Genomic DNA, 18,681 nt, shown 5'->3' with positions numbered 1-18,681 from the left:
GGCGCTCTTTCCGGGCATTTAGCGGCGGATGGGTGTGGTGCGGTAGTTGCCAACGCCCACCACCGTCCAGTCTTCAATCCACACATCGCCAAAAATGAAGCACTGGGGGGTGCCTTCTTTGGCCTGGGGAAAGTCAAAGTCTTCAAACGCGGCAGGCCGTGGGGCTTGCGTTTTGGGGCGCGTGGCGTAGCTGATGATGGCGCTGACCACAAAGATGGCGAGTTGTACCCACATGGCGCTTCCTTAAAAAACGGGATCACCGTCAAACGGTGATTTGCCGGGCATGTGCCGAAAGCCGCCATAGTTGTCCATATTGGCAAACCGCCCGTGGCACATGGCGCTGGTGCCGTTGCAGCCTGGGTACAGCGTGACATTGCCGCCCACTGCCAGCCCGGCCGTGCCGCCCAGCAAAGAGAGCTTTTGCCCGACCTCGGTATCAATGCCACGGCGCTCGGTGCGGCCGCTGAGCTGCCACTCGATAAAACCGCCCGCATAAGTACCCGCTCCGGCCGCGTTGTGCACGATGGCCGCACCGTCCAGGCTGGTGATGGTGGCCGTTTTGGCATGCAGCACGCGACTGACCTTGCACTGCGCGTCGTACACGGTGTGTGGACAACTGCGCTGGTAGGTCAGCTTCAGCCCTGGGCGGCGCATGCTGGCGGACAGGGTTTCACAGCTCAGCTCGCAGCGGTCATCCTGGGGCCAGCGCACACCCGAGATAGAGCCCACCCAGACCACTTCGCTGTCGGCCGCCGTGCTGCCCAGGCCGTGGTGGGTGTCGCGGATGGTCACAAACACTTCGTCCGAGGGAGGCACAGTACGCCATGGCACGGCCACGGCCAAATCCGCTGCTGCGGTGATGCGCAGCGTGTCGGCGCTGGCCTCGCCCGTCATGCGGATGCCATCGTCGCTGATGGCCGCAGGCTGGTAGGTGATGCCCAGCAATTGGACGGCACGGTCTGCCGTGCAGTAGGCCCAGCGCTGGTTGCCGCCCAGCTCGAACAGGTACAGACGCACGGGTGCGCCGTCTGCAATGCTTTTTTCACGTGCTGCAAAGCTCATGCCACCTCCAGGTCATCACGTACACCGCGCAGGGTGATGGCACAGCGCGCCACACCGTCTTGGTCAGTCAAATGTTCCAGCTCGATGTCGTCGCTGGCTAGACGGCACAGCGCCATATAGCTGATGCGTGCCACTTGGCCAGGCTGGATGACACCGGGGAAGTCGGCATCCACCACCAGCTCTTCGATGGGGCCGCGCGCCACGGCCGCTGTGATGCGCCGCATGAGCACACTGCCGTCGGCCAACTCGATGCGGATGTCTTGGCGGCCCAACTGGCCCACCCCAAACCGGGCATAGCCCACACGCTGCACCTTGAGCAATGACCCAGAAAGCGGCTCTACGGGCACCAAGTCCTGCGCATGCGTGGGCAGCCAGATGGATTTGGCACGGCCTTGGAGTGCGTAGAGCAAGCTGCGCCAGGCGCTGTGCTCAGCCCGCCCTGCCAAGCACCAGCGGTGTTGCTGCAGCACAAAGCCCTTGCCAGCGGTATCGGTGACGGCGGTATTGCCTGTCGTGTTGTCCAGCAAGAGCGTTAGGCGCTCATAGCTGTGTGACAGGTCGGTGGACTCGTCGGGCCGCTGGGCAAAGACCGGGCGCCCCCGGTACAGGGTGCTGGGCAGCGCAGCGGGCCAGTTAGCAGACTCGGTCAGCTCAAAGCTGCAATCGACCTGCAGCAGTGCATCGGTGCGGCGGGTGGTTTGTGGCATTTCTGTCAGGCGGGCACTGCGCAGCGGGTACAGCTTGGTGCCAGCGGGCCAGGTGGACTGCGTAACCCGCTTGAGCGTGAGGCCGGCTGCGGTCATGTCCAGAATTTCCACGGCCTCGGTGTCAAAGGCGGTCTCGCCGCGCAGCAAGGCCAGGCCACCCACGCGGAAGTCACGGCCCGTGGTGTCGCAGGCAATGGCGCTGCTGCCTGCAGGCAGCGCGGCATCCAGCTGCAGCACATCCACCCACACTGGCAGGGCCCAGACGCGGCGGCCCCAGCCCGCCATGGACAGGTCAAACAAGGCCCGCTCGGCGCCTTCGGCCGTAAAGCTGGCCTGCCAGCCCTTGCGTGGCGCGGCACGCAGGCTGCGGCGTTGCTCGGCCCCCCGGTTGTTGGCCAGGATGTTGGTCAGCCATGAAAGCGTCTCCAGCAGCGGAGACGACCAGTTGGGCGCAAAGCCCCAGGGCACAATGCGGTTGCCCGTCAAATGCAAAGGCCGGGTCGATGCGCCGTCAAACAGCCACCCTACATAGGCATCCAGCACGGCCGGCCCGTCTGGCGTCACCGCAACCAGCCAATTCGTCTCCTGCATTGCGGAGAGCACCATGGGCAAAGCTGCAGGCGGGGTGATCTCAATGCCTTCGTCGACGCCGTCCAGCCCGATGACCGTCTTGGGTGACAGATACGCGTTCCAGACGCGCACGGTGGACACCTGCGTGCTCACGACATTACCCAGTGCCAACGCAATCGGAGTGATGTAGATCCGGTTGTAATAGTCGGCGCTGTAACTCCCCCCCACTTCCCCTTGCACTGGGCGAGCATTCGCGCAGACAGGCCAGGCCGTGACTACGGGACGCGGCAGAAACAATGGTAGGGACGATGCGTGCGGTGGCCACGAGATCGCCCCCTCCCCATCAAACGCAGTCAACTCCCCTGCGAGATAGGGATTGGAGGCACCGCCCGTCCCGCTGATGGATAGAAATCCGGTAACGACAGCCATACTTGTCAACCCGGCAGATAGCGTATGGCCCAACCGAATGTACCGGTGTGATCTATGTAGCTCCCTCCATTGCGAACACTGGCATTCTTGCGATACGCGGGGAATACCATCCACTGGTCACTGCCCAGCGTGATCACCTGACCAGGCACGTAGTTGTCAATGCGTACATAGCGCGCATGCCGCACGCTCAGCACCAGGCTCCAGAAATTCTCCGGCCGTCGTTGATACACGTGGATGGGCACCAGAACGGATTCCTGATTCCACGCGCTCGGCGATCTCTGGATCAGCGGAGCAGCGCCATAGAGTGCGCTAATTGCTCCCACGTTGGTGCCGACGCTAGCGCCAGCCCAATCTCCATCTATGCCGCTATAGACGGCCTGACATCGGTAGAGAAAATTACCACCGTTGGTGCCACTAGATTCCCAGAAAATGAGCCCGGAATGATTCCCTGGGTAGCTATAGCCCCCTCCAGCACCTTCAGTGATAACTATCTTCGGATATGACAAGTTGTAGTACCCACCATATGAACTGGCAGACACCCAAGGGCCTTGCTGCCGTGCCGATGATCCAAACGCCAGCCAGTAGTGGCGGTCCACGTTGAACTGCAGCACCATGAAAACCTCATCCGGTTCACTGCACACGAACAAGTGGTAGATAGCCGGCCACGTCACAGCCTCCAGTCCGGCATTGGCTCTGCCCAGCCTGGGTATGCATCCACTGCCACCGGTGATTGCAGCGCCACTGCTTCCCGTACCAACCTCCAACAGCAGTCCCATTCCAGTGTTCGCAGTCTCCGTGGTACTGACATAGGGGCGCACGAATGCCAGGCCTTTGCTCAGGATGGAGTCTGACCAGGACCAGCCGTTGTCGACGCAGCCATTGACCAGCGCGGTGTGCAGATCCTCGAAACTCGATACGCTGCCCGTGTAATAGTTCGCCATCAGTCATCCATCCTTACCGCGTAGTAATCAATGTGGCCAGTGCGCGCCACGTCCTGCATCACAACGTGGGTAACGCCGTCGATCTCCACCGTGTTCTCCACAGCGTTGTTGAACCCGCTGATGTGATAGACGCCATCCAACTCGCCAAAAATTCCGCTGGCGGCGTCGCTCAGCACAACAGGAGTGAGCGGATAGACCCCATCCGTATCCCGCGCCTTGTTGGTTGATCCGCACAGCTGGGCGTTGCACCACGGGTATGCCTCTGGGGTTTTCCACGTGCCGTCGTTAAAACGCATACGCATGTTGTTCCATGTACCGCTACCCACCGCACGGCCTGATCCACCCTTGACCCAACAGCTGTGCGCCGTATCACTGAACCGCGTGGTGGCCTCGCCATTGAGCATCCCCCCCACCACCATCGGGTAGGGATACTGGCTGGGCCTGGCATAGGGAAACATCTTGCCGATGTACATCGACTCATAGACCGGGGTGCCCACCTTCATGGCCAGCACCAGCCGCTGGCCGTTGAGGGTGAGCCAGTAGTCAATCCGCTGGTTATGGGCCGGGACACCGCTCAAGATGACGCCAGGCTGGGCAGTGAAAGCCGCGCCGGGGACATGGCCGGTGAAGCCCGCAGCAGTCAGGTTGTAAAAGTCGGAATTGGCGTTGTCATAGGTACGCATCCCCACAAAAATCTCTTCGGTGCCCGACAGGCCTGGCGCTTTGAGCAGCAGTTCGTGCTGGGCCTGCGTGGTGTCAAAGCGCAGCACTGTCCAGCCGTGTGCGGCCGCGAACGTGGCCACCACTTCCAGCATCTTCTGGTGGGCCAGCTTGCCGCCGCCCGCCTCTACAAATCCAATTTGATGGGGCATGTTTAATTTCCTATGCCCAGGAGCTGGCGGAACTTGGCCGGATTGCGGCTGAGCATGACGGTGAATGCCTCTTGGCCCTGGCGGCTGCCAAAGGCCATGGAGGCAATGCGGTCGGGGTCGTCAATGAGGTTGAGCTGCAGGCGGTTGTCGACCGTGCTGCCGCCCACATTGACGGTGGCGGGCTGAAAATTGGCGCTAGTGGGCACGCCGGAGTGCGCACCAGGCACCACCAGGCCACCGTCGGCGTAGCCTTGCCAGCCTTTAAGGGCGGCCATGCCTACGCGGTTGAACTCCGACAAAAAGGCCAGTGCACCGGGCTGGCGTACCACCTCTTGGCGGTTGACGAACTCACCCGCATGCACCACGCCTGCTGGCTGGTATTTGCCGCCGGGGCCGGTGTAGCCCCCCGAAGCAAAGCCGGGGATGGCTGCGGCCGCGCCGCTTGCGGCACCGGCGCCAGCCCCAAACATGCCCATGATGGAGCTGGCCGCACGCATGGCCAGCTGCTGGGCGGCCCACTGTGCCATAGCGCTGGCCAGGTCAGCCACAAAGCCGCGCACGGCGTCACCCAGGGTGGCGGTGCCGTCGGCCAGTGACTCCAGTGCATTCGCAAAGCTGTTGCCCAGCGCGTCGCTGAAAGCGTTTTTCAGCTCATTGGCCTGGGTGCGCAGGCCCTGCACGCGCAGCTCCATGTCGGCAAGGCCTGCGGCCAGGCTGGGGTCGCCCGTGATGGCGGCCAGCTCTTGCATGCGTGGCAGCAGTGCGGACACCTGGTCGGCGGTGCGCGTGTTCAGATCCAGAATCTGGCGCTTTGCCTGCAGCTCGCTCGTCAGACCGGCCGTGACGTTGAGCTGCAGGCTTTGCTCGGTGCGGCTGTGGTTGCTAAAGACTTGCTCCACCTCGCGCTGCAGCTGCTGCAACTGGGCACGGGCGGTTTCGATGTCGATCAGCCGGTCGAGCTTGATCAGGTCTTCGGTCTTGCCCTCGGCCTGCAGGTCTTCGCGCAGTTTGCGGTAGCGCTCCTTGATGCGCCCGATTTCCGCATCGACGGCGCGGCCCGTGGCCTGTGCCAGTGCGGCGTCCACACTGGCCATGCCCTGGGTGATGCGCTCGGCACGGGCGCGGGCGTCCTGCAGGGCCTTGGTGGCGGCCACGGCGGCGTCGGTTTGCTGGGCCAGGCTGCGCAGCTGGGCGATGCGCGTGGCGTCCAGCTTGAGGGCGTGCTGGTTGGTGGACAGCCATGCCTGCAGCTTGACCGTGGCCTGCGCCGCGCTGCTGGCCACATTGGCCTGGGCGTTGGCCAGGGCCTGCTCGGCGGCCGCACGGGCCTGTGTGAGCTGCTGCAGCTGCGCCTGGAAGGCGCTGTCGACGGGGTTGACCTTGGTGGCTGTTTGGGGTGTCAGCTTGTCACGGACAGCCGCAATCTGGGCGTCAATCTCTGCCTGCGTCTTGCCCAGCAGCGCGCCTTGTTCCTTGATTTTCTTGGTCTCGTCGGCCAGCTGCTCGCGCCAGGTGCGCAGTGACTTGGCGCGGGCGTCCCAGCTATCGGAGGCCTCCATGCGGGCGCTGCTGTCACTGGCACGCTGGGCCGCAGTGGCCGCTTTGCGCTCTTCAGCGGTGATCTGCTTTTGAATCCGTACCACCTCGGCAAGTGCTTCCTGGCGGGCTTGCTTGGTGGTATCGACCCCTTGAATACCAAAGAAGCCCGCAATCTTGGAGCTGTTGTTGGCGGCGGTCACCAAGGTGGCGTACTCTTTTTGCGCTTCGGCCAATTGGTCAGCCAGCGGGCGGACTCGGCCGATGTTTTTCATGGCGTTCCACATGCCACCAGCTTGCTCACCCACCCAGTTAAATGCGCGCCCCAGCGCGTTCAGCTGGGCTTTGACCTCTGCCACCCGGTCGGTCATGGCCTGCGCATAGGTGCGCTGCGCCAGCGCGGCCGCATCTTCCTTGCGGCCTCGCTCTTCCAAGGCCTTGATCTGCTCATAGACCGATGCTGTGAGGTAGTTGTACTGCTCATTGAGTTTGCGGCTGGCTTCTACTGGGCTTTTGCCCAGCTCGGCAAACTTGGCCGTCATGTCACCTACAGCAGCTGCGCCCACTTGGGCCATGCCTACCGTAGCCTGCGCAGCCAAAGACAGCTGTGCATTGGCTACACGGCCTGTGGCGGCCAACTCGCGGGTGGCCTCAATGGCCAGGCTGTAAGAGCCGGTGACGCGGCCCACCGCCTGTGACGTGCTGGTGAGCTGGCTGGTGGTGGTGCCTGCGGCATTGCCATTCATGAGGATGGCGGCCGTGAATGCCTCGCTTTCTTTGGCCCCTTGGTACCACGCCGTGCCCAGTGCAGCGACTGCGCCAAGCGCCACCGTGGTGGGGTTGACCAGGGCCAGCGTGGCTTTGGTGACGGCAGCGATGGCTGGCGCCACGCCGCCGTACATATCTTTGAGCTGGCCGCCCTGCTGCAGCGCCACCATGAGCGGGCTTTGGCCCGTGGCCAGGCCTACGGTGATGTCCGTCATCTGCGCGGGCAGCATGCGATCGGCCTGCTTGCGCATGTTGGCCTGCTTCCGGGCCTCCTTGGCGGCGGCCTCGGCGGCCTTGTTGGCTTCTGCGAGGGCCTTTTTCTCGGCCTCTGCCTGCGCGCGCAGGGCAGCCGCTGTTTCCTTGGCCGCCGCCGCCCGCTGCTTGGAGGTGGCGGTAGCGGCCTTGTCTGCCTGGGCCGTGGCCTGGCTGGCCTTGGCCGTGGCCTTGGTCGTGGTGGCAAGCTGCTCCACGGCTTTGCTGGCCGTATTGACCCGTGAGCCGGCGTTGCGCATGCCGTCCAGCTCGGCGCGCATGGCCTTGACCTGCTGCAGGGCTTCGGCAAGGTCTGCCTGCACGCGCAGCGCCACTTCCATTTGTTTGCCAGCGGTTGCCATGGGTTAGCTTTCGAGGTCGGTGTCTTTCGTCAGGTCACGCAATCGGTCGGTGGCCGCTTTGCCGCCGGCCATGCCGGCGTTGACGTCCACCAGCCGGGCGGCGCTGCGGCGGCGTTCCAGGCGCTGCGCCTCCCGGTAGTACAGCTTCAGCTGTCGGTCGGTGTAGTGGCCGAGGTCGCAGGCCCTGTGGCCGTGGGCGATGAGGGTGGCGTAGATTTCTCCCCAGCCAATGGTTTCCGCGCCGCCATTGCCTCCTGGTACTGCGCCATAGCGCGGTTTTTGGCGCGGTTGACGAAAAAATGCCCGTTCACCCCCCACCAGTGCATGAGCAGCGCTTCCAGGTCGTTGCTGTTGAGCGTCTCCACCCAGTCCACGTCACGGTCGACGGACTGGACGACCAGGGGCAGCAGTCCATCGGTGTGGTGGGCAATGACGGCCAGCACGTCTTCGTAGCTGGGCGGTGCGCCTGCGGACAGCATGGCGGTGATGTTGGCCACCAGCGGCTCAGCCTGCGGCAGCAGGCGCAGCCATTCCACGTTGCCGTATTCGCGCACGGTGACGGTATCCACGGAGAGCTTCACCTCGCGCTCTGGGTGCAGCACCTCCAAGTCGGAGGGCTGCTGTTGCGCGGCTTTTTGCTTGGCGCTGCGCGGCTGTTTGGGGGTGACTTGAGCCATGTCGCTGCCCGCTTACGGTGTGATGGGGTTGATCTGCACGAAGCGGCCAAAGCGCCCTAGGGGGCCATTGGCGGGGCGCGATGCGTCTGCCAAGCACTCGGCCTGGTAGTTCATGCCTGCCAGCTCGGTACCGCTGGTAATCAAGGCCAGCTCTTGCAAGGGGGCCGTGCTGACTTTGTAGAACTCGGCAATCACCGGGGCATTACCTTCTGCCAGGTTGATGCCTTCGTAGCGCAGCTGCATTTGCTTGGGCGGTGCGTTGAAGAACGCCACCTGGCGGGCACCGGCGTGCTTGTAGGCAGCCTTCAACGGCTGGGTGAGCGCACCGGGTGCGCTGGGCAGGCTGAGCAGTTCAATGCTGCCGTGCTCCAGGAATGCGTCGTAGTGTTCCGGTGCCAGTGTGACGGGCGATCCGGCGCTGTCAGTGATGACCAAGTCACTGACGTTGTAGGGGAAGTCCAGCTTGATGGTGTCGCCCACGGCTACAGTCTGGGGAAAAGTCTCTGCCGTCACAGTGCCCGGTGAAATCACGGTCACGGTGCCACGCAGCAGCTCGGCCAGAATGTTGGTGTCCATCTGGTGGATCACGCCATTGAGGGTGCGGTCACCGCCAATGGAAAACTTGCGCACGGCGGATTTTTGGCCGCTGTAGCTTTCCTTGTGGGTGGCCTGCTCATCGGTGCCGCCAAAGGTCAGGCTGGACATGTCGCCAATCCAGCGCCAGCCGCCATTGCCCACGCTGCCCACCGGGCGCACAAAAATGCGGCCCTGGCCATAGAAATACTGCTCAATTGTCTTGTTGCTCATAGTGCTGCGCTCCTGTGCGTTGTGCAGGTTCAGGCCTTGTTGGCGGGGGGGTATTGGGCGGGAGCGATAACTTCGGCACCGCGCAGCCATGCGGCGGTGGCCGCGTCGACCTCAATCTCTGCGCCTTTTTCATGCGCTTTGCCCGCATGGGTGTGCGGCTTGAGCAGCGTGACTTTTTCAGTGGCTGCAACGGCTTTTCCGTTGACGTCTGCGGCGGTGGTTTTGGGTGTGCTCATGGGTGGCCTCACTTTTGGAGCAAATGGGTCAGTTGATAGGTTTCGACGTACAGCACCGTGGAGGCGTCGTAGTCCATGACGCGGCCGCCTTCCCATGCCAGGGCAGTGGCGCCAGGCACCGGGGGCACCCAGCCCAGCAGTGCGCTGCGCACGGCACCAATCACCTGGCGCAGCTCCTCGCTGAGCTGCCCGCCTGCACCGGCGCGGTAGTTGCGCACGGCCAAGGCCACGCCAAAGCGGGTCTCAGCGGGCTGCACGCGGGGGCCACGGGGTGCGGGCCCAGCGCTGCCGGATTCCCCCGCAAAAATCACATAGGCCGAGGGCGTGCGGAAGGTACTCAGCTGTTGGATGGCCGCGTACTCGGCCGCGCCGCCCACTTCCAGCAGCACGGGCACTTGGGTTTTCAGGCGCTGCTCCACCAGGCCGGTGTCAAACGGCTCAAAGTTCATCGGAATGCCCCCAGCTGGCGGCGGCCGAAGACCGGGGCATCACCGGCAAAGCGCACATCGGTGCTGCTGCCGCCCGTGGCCACGGTGTCGTCAGCGCCCAGGCTGAACTTGCCGTCTGCAGTGAGCTGCAGCAGCTTTTGCGCATCGCGGTAGTCGCGCACGATGGGGTCGGTGCTTTCCATGCTCAGGCGGCTCTTGTGCAACAAGTAGCGGGCAATGGCGCGGCTCCAGCCGGTGACCAGCGTGGGCACCGGGTTCAGGGGCAGCGCATAGCCGCGCTTGGCCAGGAAGCCGTCAACCATGGCGTCGGCCTCGGTGACAGCGTTCAGGATGCGCGCCAAAGCCTCATCCGCCACCGCCTGATCCGCTGGTGCCCAGCTGCTGCGGTCGGTGCCGCGCAAGGTCGCGTCCATCAGCGCGGTGTCCAGGGTGCGCTTGCCATCGGGTGTGGCCACCTGGGCCAGCTCGGTGGCACCGGGTCGCTCAGCAAGATCAGGGGGGAGGATGTAGGGCATGGCGGTGCGACCTTGCTTTACAGCCAGCCGGAGACAACCACTTCCAGACGATCCTTGAGGTCGTTGGTCTCGGTGGTCACTTCATTGCCCACGGTCACGGGCACCAGCTCGGCAGTCATCAGCTTGTTGGCTTGACGCTGCAGCGCGGTAGGCACCACCAAGGTGGTCGCTTTCAGTGCCAAGGGGCGGCCCATATCGCCTTTGAGGCCTTCAATCGCATTGATAGCGGCCCACAAGTTATCGCTGTTCAAAGGCTTGTTGCTGGCATAAGCCATTTGCCAGAAGCCAAAGCCCACATTGCGGCGTGCGTCTACGCCGTATTGGAACTCTGCTTTCGTGAAGACATTCGGATCTGTCTCTGCCGTCATCGCCACAAAGTGGGGGTTCTTGCGGTTCTGGAAGATCAGAGGCTTGATGGAGCGGCTGGTGTCCAGCACATACCACCAAGGGCCGTTACCGCCAGCATCCACGTTGCTGACGGCCTCTACCTTGCCCGATGCGTTCTTGACAGGGTGATTGGCTGCAAAGAATGGCTTGCCGTCGTAGCACTTTTCGGCGGTGCCGCTAGACAGCAGGCCAAAAATCAGCTGATCAGGGTGCGCGGCAGCGGCGCGGCCAAGCTCACCCATCAGGGGCGTATAGACGCCATAGGTGTCATCTTCAATCGCGGTGCGGGGCACACCCACGGTCAGCTCGAAGGGCTTGTTCTTGATGCTGTAGCCGTGCGCTTCCAGGCCGTGGATGACGCGCTCGCCAATCCATTCACGCATGCCGGGCACCTGGCCCAGCCAGCCGTACTCTTCGGTACCCGTGGAACTGGGAACGACGGTGGCGAGCTTTTGGTAAATGCTCTGGGCTTCGTTGAGACCGCCTTGGAAGGCGGTTTTAAAACCCGTGAACAGGGTTTTCAGGCTAGATGGGGTCAGTTGCATGGTGCTGCCTTTTGACTGGTGGTAATGGGGTGCCAGGCCGGGGCTTAGGCGGTGGTGGGCACGGCAGCCTTGCCGATGTGCACCCAGACACCGACGTCGTCCACGTCGATGATTTCGCCTGCGATGCACGTGCCGGTCTTGGACACGGTGCTGTCGTCGGCCACAAAGGCGTTGTTGCCAATGTCTGCGCGGGTAATTGCTGCGGCCGCAGTGCTGTTGTCAAAGCGGAAGACACCGCGCTCACCCGGCACGGTTCCATCGGCCGGAACGGACTGGCGTGTGGATACGGCACGCACCGGCTTTTTGTCGGCTGCCACGGCGGGCTTGGCAGCGCCTGTGGCGTCCAGCACATACATCCCCCCGGCATAGAGCACGGTGGAAGCGGCGACGGGGTCACCCACCAGCATGGCGTCGCCACGGCGGGGGGTGTTGCGGTTATCGGTTAGAGCGGCCATGGGGTTTCCTTGAAGTGGTCGGTCAGTGGATCAAGCTCAGGCCGCAGCCTTGCTCTTGGCGAAGTCCTCGGGATTGATGCCCATGGCGCTGCACACGGCCACTTCCGAGGCATCCAGACCATGCGCGCCCTTGGCGGTGTTTTCAGGCTGCTTGCCTTGGGTCTGGGTGCCGGTCAGCGCAGCGATGGGCTGTGCAGTGGCCAGATAGCTGGTGAGCGCAGTCATATTGGTTTGGCCCAGCTCACGCGCCCAGGGCTCCATGGTGGGCTGCAAGCGCCCGTCTGCTAGCGCGGGCTGGATGAGGGCGTCGATCTCGGCCTCCTGCTGCTTGGCGGTCAGCGCAGCCAGTTGGGTTTGCAGAGCAGTGAGCGCAGCCACTGGCGCATATTCGGCAGGGTTGGGCTTACCGGTGGCCACAGCAGCCGTCAGCGCGGCGATCACCGTCTCGGCCTTGGCGTCAGCGGGCAGGCTCAATGCTGTGCACGCGGCGGTAGCCACTTGGGTGGCGGCCTCACCGGCGGCGGCTTTGGTCTGCAGGTCTTTGATGGAGCCCACGGCGGTCAAGGCAGCAACAGCGCCTTTTTCGTCGGTGGTGTTGGGCAGGCCAAAGGCTGCCAGCACAGCGGCTAACAATGGATTCATGGTGGTTTGCTCCTGGGGGGCGGGAAGAAAGGCCGCCGTTGCAGCAGCCAGAAGGGAAAGCGGCTCCAGCCCGTGCAAGCCGGGGTGGTTGGTGACAGCGCCCATGTGAATGGCCAGGACGTGGCCCTCCGGCTGGGAGTACTCAAACACGGGGCTGAAATAACGGTATTGCTTGGCGGCAATCAGCGCTTTGGCTTCGTCTGTCCACTCGACTTCGCCAAAAAGCCCACGGCCTTCAACCCAGCGCAGCCGGTGCAGCCAGCCCGCGGCGGGCGCGGGCTGACCGTTCTTTTCTTTGTGCAGGGTCTGGTGCTCGTAGTCGATCACCGAGGGCTGACCGCGTGCGGCGTGGCGGGCGATCACTTGCGCGGCCAGCTCGGCGTCGATGTACCAGCTGGCCACATCCATGGCGCGGCCATCGGCGGGCAGAAACTTTCCCGCCGGGGTGCACTGCACCAAGTGGCGGCCGCCGCCGATGTCTTCGCCGATAGCGGTGCCTTCGAGCGCAAAGCTGCAGGCAGCCAGGGCCAGATTGCCGGCGCCTGCACTGCACAGTGCGATGGCGCTGGCTGCGGCGGCAAGGGGGTGGGTGCGGTGTTTTTGGGCCATAGCCGCCATGGTCGGCGGCTGCGGCCTTGTGGTCTTTTAGCGGGCGCTAGTGATTGCCTAGCGGCCCAGCAGCCAGTCCCGTGTGATGGTTTGGATCTCGCGCTCGTCCTCGGTGCTGATGCCCAGGAATGGCCGGGCGGGCATGACGGCTTCGTGCGCAGGAATGGTAACGGCCATGCTGCGCTGGGCCTTTTTCTTTTTCACGAAAAGGCGCTCTGTGCTGCCCGCGCCAAAGTGCACGGTGCTTTGGCGGGCTGGCTGCTCAATGGTGCCACCATGCTGGTGGATGGCCGCATAGACACTGTTGCTGCCCCAGCGCACCGCATCATTGCCCACCGGCTGCCAGTGGATGCGGCGCAGGTAGCCGTCCAAAGTGAGCACCTTGTCTTTGTTTTTCTTTTTGCGCTTGAGGTAGCGCGGGGTGAGCGCCTGCCATGCGGTGCCATCGGGGCCGGACTGGCTTTTGAAGCGGGCCTCTGTGCTGCTTTGCCCGTATTCGCCCAGCTGGGCCAGCAGCTCGGCGGGGTTCTCCAGCCGCGCTTGAATTTGCCCCAGCACGTCGGGGCCAACCATGGATAAATCAACGCGGATGTGGGTGCCTGCCATTTTTGGGCTCCTGTGCTTACAATGTGATCAACTCATCGGGGGAGAAGGCCGCGCCAGGCCCACCGACCCTACCCCCGGAGGAGCCCAGCAAGTGGCGCTTTGCTGGGCTCGCCGTTTCAGCTGCGTGCATATACCTGCACGCCCACGCGCCACTCTTCGGCGCTGCCGCTCGCACCCTGAAACAGGGTGACACCGGCCCAGCCGTCATCCCCCAGCTCAAACACTGCCAGCGCTGGCAGCGCTTGGCCTTGCACCGCAAACTGTGCGATGTAGCGGCGGCGCACCACTGCCTTTTGCAGGGTGTAGAGCCACTCCAGCCGCACCCAGATTTCGTCCGGGTGGAGCAGCGCTTGGGCCAGCAGCGGCAAAAAGGTTTCACGGCCACGCTTGGTGACCTTCCACTCGCCTTGCGCCGTCTGGAACAGCTCTTTACCCACGACCAGCCGCTCACCCACTGCATCGCGCACGATGGCGGGCTGCTCCAGCGTGGCCCCCAGCGGCTGCAGGAATGCCTGCACATAGGCTTCGGGGGCCAGCCCTTGGGGCAACAGCGCATCGCTGGTGACGGGGCGTGGCGGCGGCAGTGGTGCCAATGGGCGGGTATTGGGCAGCCCTTGGCCGCCCGCGCTGCCCGGCACGGGTGGGTCTGGCCGCTCAGGCGGTATGGCGCTGCGCAGGCGGCAGCTGCCGGGTGCGTACTCAAAGCCGGGGCCAACGCCTTCGGGCACCTGCACCGTGCGCGGGCCGTTGGGACTGTTTTTGCCAATGGTGTGCTCGACAAGGCGGATCTCGGGCGCGGTATCTGGCCCGCTCTTGCCCAGGCGCTGCAGATCGCGTGGCCACAGGCCGCGCACCTTGCACTGGCAGCCCCAGTCGTTGGGCGGGAAGTGAATGCGCCACCACGGGTCTTCACGCAGCAGCACCAGGCCATCCCACGCGACGTGCTGCATGCGTGGGTGCTCGACCCAGTCGCTGTGCTCGTACTGCCAGTACGGCGCGGCCTGCAGCTGCTGCCAGCGGCCAGCGGCGTAGCTGGTGGACAGGTTGGTGTCATAGATGACGCGGCTGCGCCAGTTGCGCCCGCCGTTGTAGTCCCAGCCGTGCTTGGCGACGATGGCATCGAAGTCCTTGCGGAAGGTCTCCAGCGTAGTGCCCTCGGAGATGGCTTTTTCTACAGCCGCCCGAAAGTCCGTGACGATGTCGTTGCGGTTGGCCCCAGCCACGACGAACGCCCAGTCATGCTCGTGGGTGTAGATGTCTGTCCAACTGGTGGTGGGCAGGTTGAGCTTGCGCTGAAAAAAAGCCTGCTGCTCCTTGAACGGAAAACTGCCATACGCGGCGGCGGGTGGGCTAGTGGCCATAGCCAGCCGCCTCCTGCAGCACGTCATGGCGGCCTGCCAACTCGGCCGTAGCCAGCGCATCGGCCAAGGCACTGGCGTACTGATCCAGCGTCATATCGGGCAGCAGCTGCTCCAGCCCATCGCGGATGTCTTGCAGGCTGGTGGCCCGCATCACCAGCTCGCGCAGTTGGGCCACCCAGCCGCCCGCTGCCGGGTCAGCCTGGCGGGCCAGCTGGGGCAGCATGGCCCCGGCCACGGTGCGCGGCTGAGATGGGGCTGTCTGTGCGGTCAGCGCGGCGGCGGCCGCAGGTGGAGTGCCGGGCACAGCAGGCGCGGCATGGGCAGCTATGGTAGTTGGGGCTGGGGTCAGCACCTCTTCGCCTGCTTGCGGCAGCGGAATGCCCAGACGGCGGTTGGCCCAGGTTTTGGGCACTTGCACGCCAACAGCCACCAGCTTGGGCAGAGCGTTGGACATGGACTCCATGTCCTCGGTTTCGTCGGCCGTCAGCCGCATGCGTGGGCAGCGCTTGATACCACCCGGCGCCAGGCCATTGAGCGTGGCCATGGCGTAGACCAGGTCGCGGGTCAAGGTGGTGTTGAGCTGGCGCAAGTCGCCGTCGCGCAGGTCTTTGCGCACCTCGTTGTGCACATTGCCCAAGGCGTTGGTGCTGCTTTTGCCATCGGCCCCGCTGGTGAGCGTGCCGCCCAGGATGACCTTGGACTGGTTGCGCTCACACCAGCTGATCATCAGCTCAAAGGCTTTGGGGTCACCCGTGGCAGCATCCTTGAAGTCGATGAGCATGCCGTCGGGGATGATGCCCGCCGCGTTGTGGCCAATGCCCACCAGGGCACGCAGCAAGGTGGCTTTTTCCTTCTCAGTGGCATTGGCCGGGTATTTGCCCAGCCGCACAGGGATGCCATAAATCTCCAGAAACTCGGCCAGGTCGCCCACGGAGTAGTTTTTGAACAGGTACGTCCACACCAGCTGGCGAAACAGCGCCGTGCGCTCCAGGTAGCCGGATTTGGCCTTGTGGATGTGGGTGATCCAGTTGAACGGACGCAGCACCTCGCCCTGAATGCCGTCAGCGTCTGCGGTGTTGGAGCGCAGGCGCAGCTCCTGCCGGTAGCCACGGTGCAGCTGGAACCAGCTTTGCGGCCGGTGCGTGACGGTTTTGGGCAGCCACAGCTTGCCCTCACGGTGCCATTCCATTTCAAGGCATGCAAAGCCTTTTCCGATCGCGTCGGTGGCGTCAAAGATCACGTCTTCAAAGTCGGGGATAGCCTGCACCAGCTCGCCCAGTTGCTCGGCGTTGCGCTTTTCCAAGGCGCTGGCGCCCTCGGGCGGCACGACCTCCCAGTCCACGATGCAGGCGCGGCGGCGCTTGCCCATCTCGCTGGCAATGTGGCCGTCCTTCTCTTCCATGTCTTCAAACAGGTCGAACTGGGCCGTGAGGTCACCTTGCTCGGCCGCGTCCAGGATGGTGGCCAGTTTGCTGGGGGTGAGACCGCGTGTGGGGTGGGACTGCAGCTCACGCTGCAGGTGGCCCAGCTGGGAGGTTTGCGGGGTGCGGATGTCATCCATCTCAATCGGCTGGCCATCGGCCCCCAAAATCATGCTTTTTGCCATGTGGGCACCTCGTGAAGGGGATTGCGCCAGCGCATTGCATGGCTGCAAGGCGCGGCAAGGCGTTTACGGGCGTTTACAAGGCCGCAAACACAACAAACCGTGGGCGTTGCATACCCTCGGCCTAAAAATCGCTTAAATCGCCGGATTTCGGCAGCTGGGTGTTGCGGCATCACCAGCCCTCGGCCTCGGGCATGGCCCAGTCGTTGTCATCCACGGCGCTGGGGTCGGCCCGGTGGTCAAAGCCACGGGCGTGGGTGGGCACGGGGATATAGTCGATGGGAATAATCTTGAGCTTGGCCGCCGCATGGGCGTACACGCAGGCCATGGCGCGGTCGCCGTGGCTGTCGCCTTCGGTCTTGCCCTCCGGGATGCGCGCCACCCCGCGCACCAGCCTGAAGGCGCGGTGGTCTTGCAGCAGGCCATCGTGCTTGGGCAGCGTGATTGTGCCGTCTTCAAACGCGGCCTTGTAACCGGGCATGTTGTCGCGGTACCAGCCCTCGGTGGGCATGAGCTTGAGCACCATGGCCCCATAGCGGTCTTCGGCGGATTCACCGATGTAGGAACCATTGCCCCGGCTGTCAATGACGATGCCCGAGCAACGGGGCAACGCATCACAAATGGCGAACAGCACCTGCTCTTGCTGCTTGTAGGGGACGTTTTTCAGCTCGACCAGGAACGGCACACGCTCATGCAGGTTGGCTGCCACCTCCACCGGTGCCAGCACAGACAGGTCGCCCGTGCGCGCAAAGTCCATGCCCAGCGCGTGGCGCAGCTCGGGGGTGAGTTTCTTGAGCAGGGGCCGCAGCGTTTCGTCGATCCAGTCCTGCATGAGTGCTTTGCGCACTTCCGGGCTGGACTGGTTGAATGCTTTGGTGCCCGTAAAGCGGATGACGGGTGCCTCCACCATGCGGCTTTCCACCTGCACGCGGGTGAGCCAGGCACCACCGCCCTGGGCGGGAATGCAAAACAGCTCTTCGCCCTCGTTGGGGCGGTAGCGGTTGATGATTTCTTGCCGCCACTGGGCCTCGCCCTCGCGGCTCCAGGGCCGCTTGCTGACCGCACAGATCTTGCGGTATAGGCCATCACGCAGGGCGTCGTCAAAGTCCACGCGGTGCAGGCTGTAGGGGTAGCGGCCTGCGCGCACATCGGTAATCAGTTCGTTGAACGGGTTGTCCTCGCCGTTGTGGGTGCTGATGATGCGGATTTGCCCGCCCCACATGGTCATGGCCATGGCGGCCTTGAGCAGCTCTTTGATGTCGTCCACAAAGGCGGCTTCGTCAATCACCAGCCGTTCACCGGGGCGCCCCTTGGAGCGCAGGTTGCGTGGGTTGCTGGTGAAGGCCTGAATCTTGTGGCCGCTGTCGAAGTGGATGCTGTAGCTGAGGATTTGCTTGTCTTCCTCTTCCAGCACCGACTCTTGAATCTGGCTGGCGGCCGCATTGAAGGCCTTGGCCCAGCCGGCACAGTCCTGGATGAAGCCTTGGGTCATCTCCTTGTTGTAGGAGATGTAGTAGACGTTGGCCCCCTCGGCGCTGGCGGCATACAGCACGTCGTCGGCCGCCTCGGCATAGCTTAGACCGATGCGGCGTGACTTTTCCATGATCTTGACGGGTGCCATGTCTTCCACCCACTTGACCTGGTAGGCCATGAAGATGGCCTGGCTCAGCTCCGTAGGCTCTGGCGCTTGCAGCTCGGGGGTGACCTGCTCCATCACATGGTCCCCATGATGGCGGCGCGCAACGCTGCCACCCCGTTGGCGGACAAGCCAGCGGCCTTGGCCGTGGTTTCTGCGGTGGCGGCGGCGTCTTCCAGCGCTTTCTTGCGTGCCTCGGCCTCTACCTTGGCCTGGAATTGCTTCAAGTTGACGCTGGAGCGGGTGAGCGTGGCAATGTTCTTGGCCGCTTTGCTGAGCAAGGTGACGCGCTGGCCGGGGTCGGCCTCGGGGTCGTCGGCTTCTTGCAGCAGCAAGATGGCGTCAAACAGCTCGGTCTGCACCATGGCAACCAGGGCTTCAGAGCGGGCGTCTTCGTCGTCACCAGCATGCTGGCGAATCAGGCGTGCGGCTTCGGTGCTGGCCCGGATGGCGTTCAAGCGCCGATCCAGCTTGGCGCCGTAGCGGTGCAAGGCCGAGCGGCTGGGCAGTTCGCCCTTGCTGGCCTCGGTGGGAAAGCGCTCTTGCAGGTCTGCAATCAACGCATCCAGCGTCTGACTGCCTGTGGCCAGCATGGCCTGAATGTAGGCCTTGACGTCAGGACTCATGCGGTCGATGGAGCTTTTGCGGCCCATG

The 18,681-nt window shown here is 63.8% G+C and carries 19 protein-coding genes; all 19 read right to left on the bottom strand.

Translation table 11 applies throughout. The features are described from left to right. Window positions 1-18: 18 nt before the first annotated feature. Window positions 19-234 carry a hypothetical protein gene (locus tag B5M06_RS13315; protein ID WP_054065241.1) on the bottom strand — a complete coding sequence of 72 codons (216 nt, stop codon included), beginning with the start codon at window positions 232-234 and terminating at the stop codon, window positions 19-21. 9 nt (window positions 235-243) lie between these two features. Continuing rightward, window positions 244-1,062 carry a phage BR0599 family protein gene (locus B5M06_RS13310; protein WP_054065240.1) on the bottom strand — a complete coding sequence of 273 codons (819 nt, stop codon included), beginning with the start codon at window positions 1,060-1,062 and terminating at the stop codon, window positions 244-246. Then, entirely contained in the window at window positions 1,059-2,567 is a 1,509-nt protein-coding gene (locus tag B5M06_RS13305) for a hypothetical protein (protein WP_162777356.1), read from the bottom strand. The genes B5M06_RS13310 and B5M06_RS13305 overlap by 4 nt, the downstream gene beginning before the upstream one ends. 206 nt (window positions 2,568-2,773) lie before the next feature. Further along, window positions 2,774-3,709 (bottom strand): hypothetical protein, encoded by a 936-nt coding sequence (locus B5M06_RS13300; RefSeq protein ID WP_054065238.1) that lies wholly within the window; start codon window positions 3,707-3,709, stop codon window positions 2,774-2,776. Continuing rightward, window positions 3,709-4,581, bottom strand: coding sequence for a hypothetical protein (locus tag B5M06_RS13295; protein ID WP_054065237.1), 873 nt, complete (start codon window positions 4,579-4,581; stop codon window positions 3,709-3,711). The genes B5M06_RS13300 and B5M06_RS13295 overlap by 1 nt, the downstream gene beginning before the upstream one ends. Window positions 4,582-4,583: 2 nt before the next feature. Then, a complete protein-coding gene (locus B5M06_RS13290; RefSeq protein ID WP_114070874.1) occupies window positions 4,584-7,499 on the bottom strand; it encodes a phage tail length tape measure family protein in 2,916 nt (971 codons plus the stop codon). 146 nt (window positions 7,500-7,645) lie between these two features. Then, the gene (locus B5M06_RS13285; protein ID WP_054065235.1) at window positions 7,646-8,176 is read right to left on the bottom strand and encodes a DUF6631 family protein; all 531 of its coding nucleotides are present in this window, start codon (window positions 8,174-8,176) and stop codon (window positions 7,646-7,648) included. Window positions 8,177-8,188: 12 nt separating this feature from the next. Continuing rightward, on the bottom strand, window positions 8,189-8,983 hold the full coding sequence (locus B5M06_RS13280) for a phage tail tube protein (RefSeq protein ID WP_054065234.1): 795 nt from the start codon (window positions 8,981-8,983) through the stop codon (window positions 8,189-8,191). Between the two features lie 29 nt (window positions 8,984-9,012). Next, window positions 9,013-9,219, bottom strand: a complete 207-nt coding sequence (locus tag B5M06_RS13275; RefSeq protein WP_054065233.1) for a DUF7210 family protein — start codon at window positions 9,217-9,219, stop codon at window positions 9,013-9,015. An 8-nt stretch (window positions 9,220-9,227) separates the two neighbouring features. Further along, window positions 9,228-9,668 (bottom strand): phage tail terminator protein, encoded by a 441-nt coding sequence (locus B5M06_RS13270; RefSeq protein ID WP_054065232.1) that lies wholly within the window; start codon window positions 9,666-9,668, stop codon window positions 9,228-9,230. Beyond that, window positions 9,665-10,183, bottom strand: a complete 519-nt coding sequence (locus B5M06_RS13265) for a gp436 family protein (RefSeq protein ID WP_054065231.1) — start codon at window positions 10,181-10,183, stop codon at window positions 9,665-9,667. The genes B5M06_RS13270 and B5M06_RS13265 overlap by 4 nt, the downstream gene beginning before the upstream one ends. Window positions 10,184-10,200: 17 nt before the next feature. Then, window positions 10,201-11,115, bottom strand: coding sequence for a Mu-like prophage major head subunit gpT family protein (locus B5M06_RS13260; RefSeq protein ID WP_054065230.1), 915 nt, complete (start codon window positions 11,113-11,115; stop codon window positions 10,201-10,203). A 44-nt stretch (window positions 11,116-11,159) separates the two neighbouring features. Further along, complete coding sequence (locus tag B5M06_RS13255) at window positions 11,160-11,570, bottom strand: hypothetical protein (protein ID WP_080025247.1); 411 nt, start codon at window positions 11,568-11,570, stop codon at window positions 11,160-11,162. A gap of 36 nt (window positions 11,571-11,606) precedes the next feature. After that, on the bottom strand, window positions 11,607-12,821 hold the full coding sequence (locus tag B5M06_RS13250) for a phage protease (protein ID WP_080025246.1): 1,215 nt from the start codon (window positions 12,819-12,821) through the stop codon (window positions 11,607-11,609). A 57-nt stretch (window positions 12,822-12,878) separates the two neighbouring features. Further along, window positions 12,879-13,427 (bottom strand): phage virion morphogenesis protein, encoded by a 549-nt coding sequence (locus B5M06_RS13245; protein ID WP_054066369.1) that lies wholly within the window; start codon window positions 13,425-13,427, stop codon window positions 12,879-12,881. A gap of 116 nt (window positions 13,428-13,543) precedes the next feature. Continuing rightward, the gene (locus B5M06_RS13240) at window positions 13,544-14,788 is read right to left on the bottom strand and encodes a PBECR2 nuclease fold domain-containing protein (RefSeq protein ID WP_054066368.1); all 1,245 of its coding nucleotides are present in this window, start codon (window positions 14,786-14,788) and stop codon (window positions 13,544-13,546) included. Beyond that, entirely contained in the window at window positions 14,778-16,394 is a 1,617-nt protein-coding gene (locus tag B5M06_RS13235; RefSeq protein ID WP_054066367.1) for a DUF935 domain-containing protein, read from the bottom strand. Before B5M06_RS13235 ends, B5M06_RS13240 begins: the two co-directional genes overlap by 11 nt. A 169-nt stretch (window positions 16,395-16,563) precedes the next feature. Then, a complete protein-coding gene (locus B5M06_RS13230) occupies window positions 16,564-18,105 on the bottom strand; it encodes a terminase large subunit domain-containing protein (protein WP_054066366.1) in 1,542 nt (513 codons plus the stop codon). Continuing rightward, complete coding sequence (locus B5M06_RS13225; RefSeq protein ID WP_054066365.1) at window positions 18,105-18,680, bottom strand: phage protein Gp27 family protein; 576 nt, start codon at window positions 18,678-18,680, stop codon at window positions 18,105-18,107. Before B5M06_RS13225 ends, B5M06_RS13230 begins: the two co-directional genes overlap by 1 nt. Window position 18,681 lies beyond the last annotated feature (1 nt).

It is taken from the genome of Comamonas kerstersii (assembly GCF_002056725.1).
Taxonomy (GTDB): Bacteria; Pseudomonadota; Gammaproteobacteria; order Burkholderiales; family Burkholderiaceae_C; genus Comamonas; species Comamonas kerstersii.
This window is presented reverse-complemented; position numbering and strand designations above follow the sequence as displayed.

Excerpts from the sequence above, each read along its gene's own strand:
- B5M06_RS13315 (WP_054065241.1), bottom strand. The coding sequence starts at position 234 with ATGTGGGTACAACTCGCCATCTTTGTGGTCAGCGCCATCATCAGCTAC.
- B5M06_RS13310 (WP_054065240.1), bottom strand. The coding sequence starts at position 1,062 with ATGAGCTTTGCAGCACGTGAAAAAAGCATTGCAGACGGCGCACCCGTG.
- B5M06_RS13300 (WP_054065238.1), bottom strand. The coding sequence starts at position 3,709 with ATGGCGAACTATTACACGGGCAGCGTATCGAGTTTCGAGGATCTGCAC.
- B5M06_RS13295 (WP_054065237.1), bottom strand. The coding sequence starts at position 4,581 with ATGCCCCATCAAATTGGATTTGTAGAGGCGGGCGGCGGCAAGCTGGCC.
- B5M06_RS13290 (WP_114070874.1), bottom strand. The coding sequence starts at position 7,499 with ATGGCAACCGCTGGCAAACAAATGGAAGTGGCGCTGCGCGTGCAGGCA.
- B5M06_RS13285 (WP_054065235.1), bottom strand. The coding sequence starts at position 8,176 with ATGGCTCAAGTCACCCCCAAACAGCCGCGCAGCGCCAAGCAAAAAGCC.
- B5M06_RS13280 (WP_054065234.1), bottom strand. The coding sequence starts at position 8,983 with ATGAGCAACAAGACAATTGAGCAGTATTTCTATGGCCAGGGCCGCATT.
- B5M06_RS13275 (WP_054065233.1), bottom strand. The coding sequence starts at position 9,219 with ATGAGCACACCCAAAACCACCGCCGCAGACGTCAACGGAAAAGCCGTT.
- B5M06_RS13270 (WP_054065232.1), bottom strand. The coding sequence starts at position 9,668 with ATGAACTTTGAGCCGTTTGACACCGGCCTGGTGGAGCAGCGCCTGAAA.
- B5M06_RS13265 (WP_054065231.1), bottom strand. The coding sequence starts at position 10,183 with ATGCCCTACATCCTCCCCCCTGATCTTGCTGAGCGACCCGGTGCCACC.
- B5M06_RS13260 (WP_054065230.1), bottom strand. The coding sequence starts at position 11,115 with ATGCAACTGACCCCATCTAGCCTGAAAACCCTGTTCACGGGTTTTAAA.
- B5M06_RS13255 (WP_080025247.1), bottom strand. The coding sequence starts at position 11,570 with ATGGCCGCTCTAACCGATAACCGCAACACCCCCCGCCGTGGCGACGCC.
- B5M06_RS13250 (WP_080025246.1), bottom strand. The coding sequence starts at position 12,821 with ATGGCCCAAAAACACCGCACCCACCCCCTTGCCGCCGCAGCCAGCGCC.
- B5M06_RS13245 (WP_054066369.1), bottom strand. The coding sequence starts at position 13,427 with ATGGCAGGCACCCACATCCGCGTTGATTTATCCATGGTTGGCCCCGAC.
- B5M06_RS13240 (WP_054066368.1), bottom strand. The coding sequence starts at position 14,788 with ATGGCCACTAGCCCACCCGCCGCCGCGTATGGCAGTTTTCCGTTCAAG.
- B5M06_RS13235 (WP_054066367.1), bottom strand. The coding sequence starts at position 16,394 with ATGGCAAAAAGCATGATTTTGGGGGCCGATGGCCAGCCGATTGAGATG.
- B5M06_RS13230 (WP_054066366.1), bottom strand. The coding sequence starts at position 18,105 with ATGGAGCAGGTCACCCCCGAGCTGCAAGCGCCAGAGCCTACGGAGCTG.
- B5M06_RS13225 (WP_054066365.1), bottom strand. The coding sequence starts at position 18,680 with ATGGGCCGCAAAAGCTCCATCGACCGCATGAGTCCTGACGTCAAGGCC.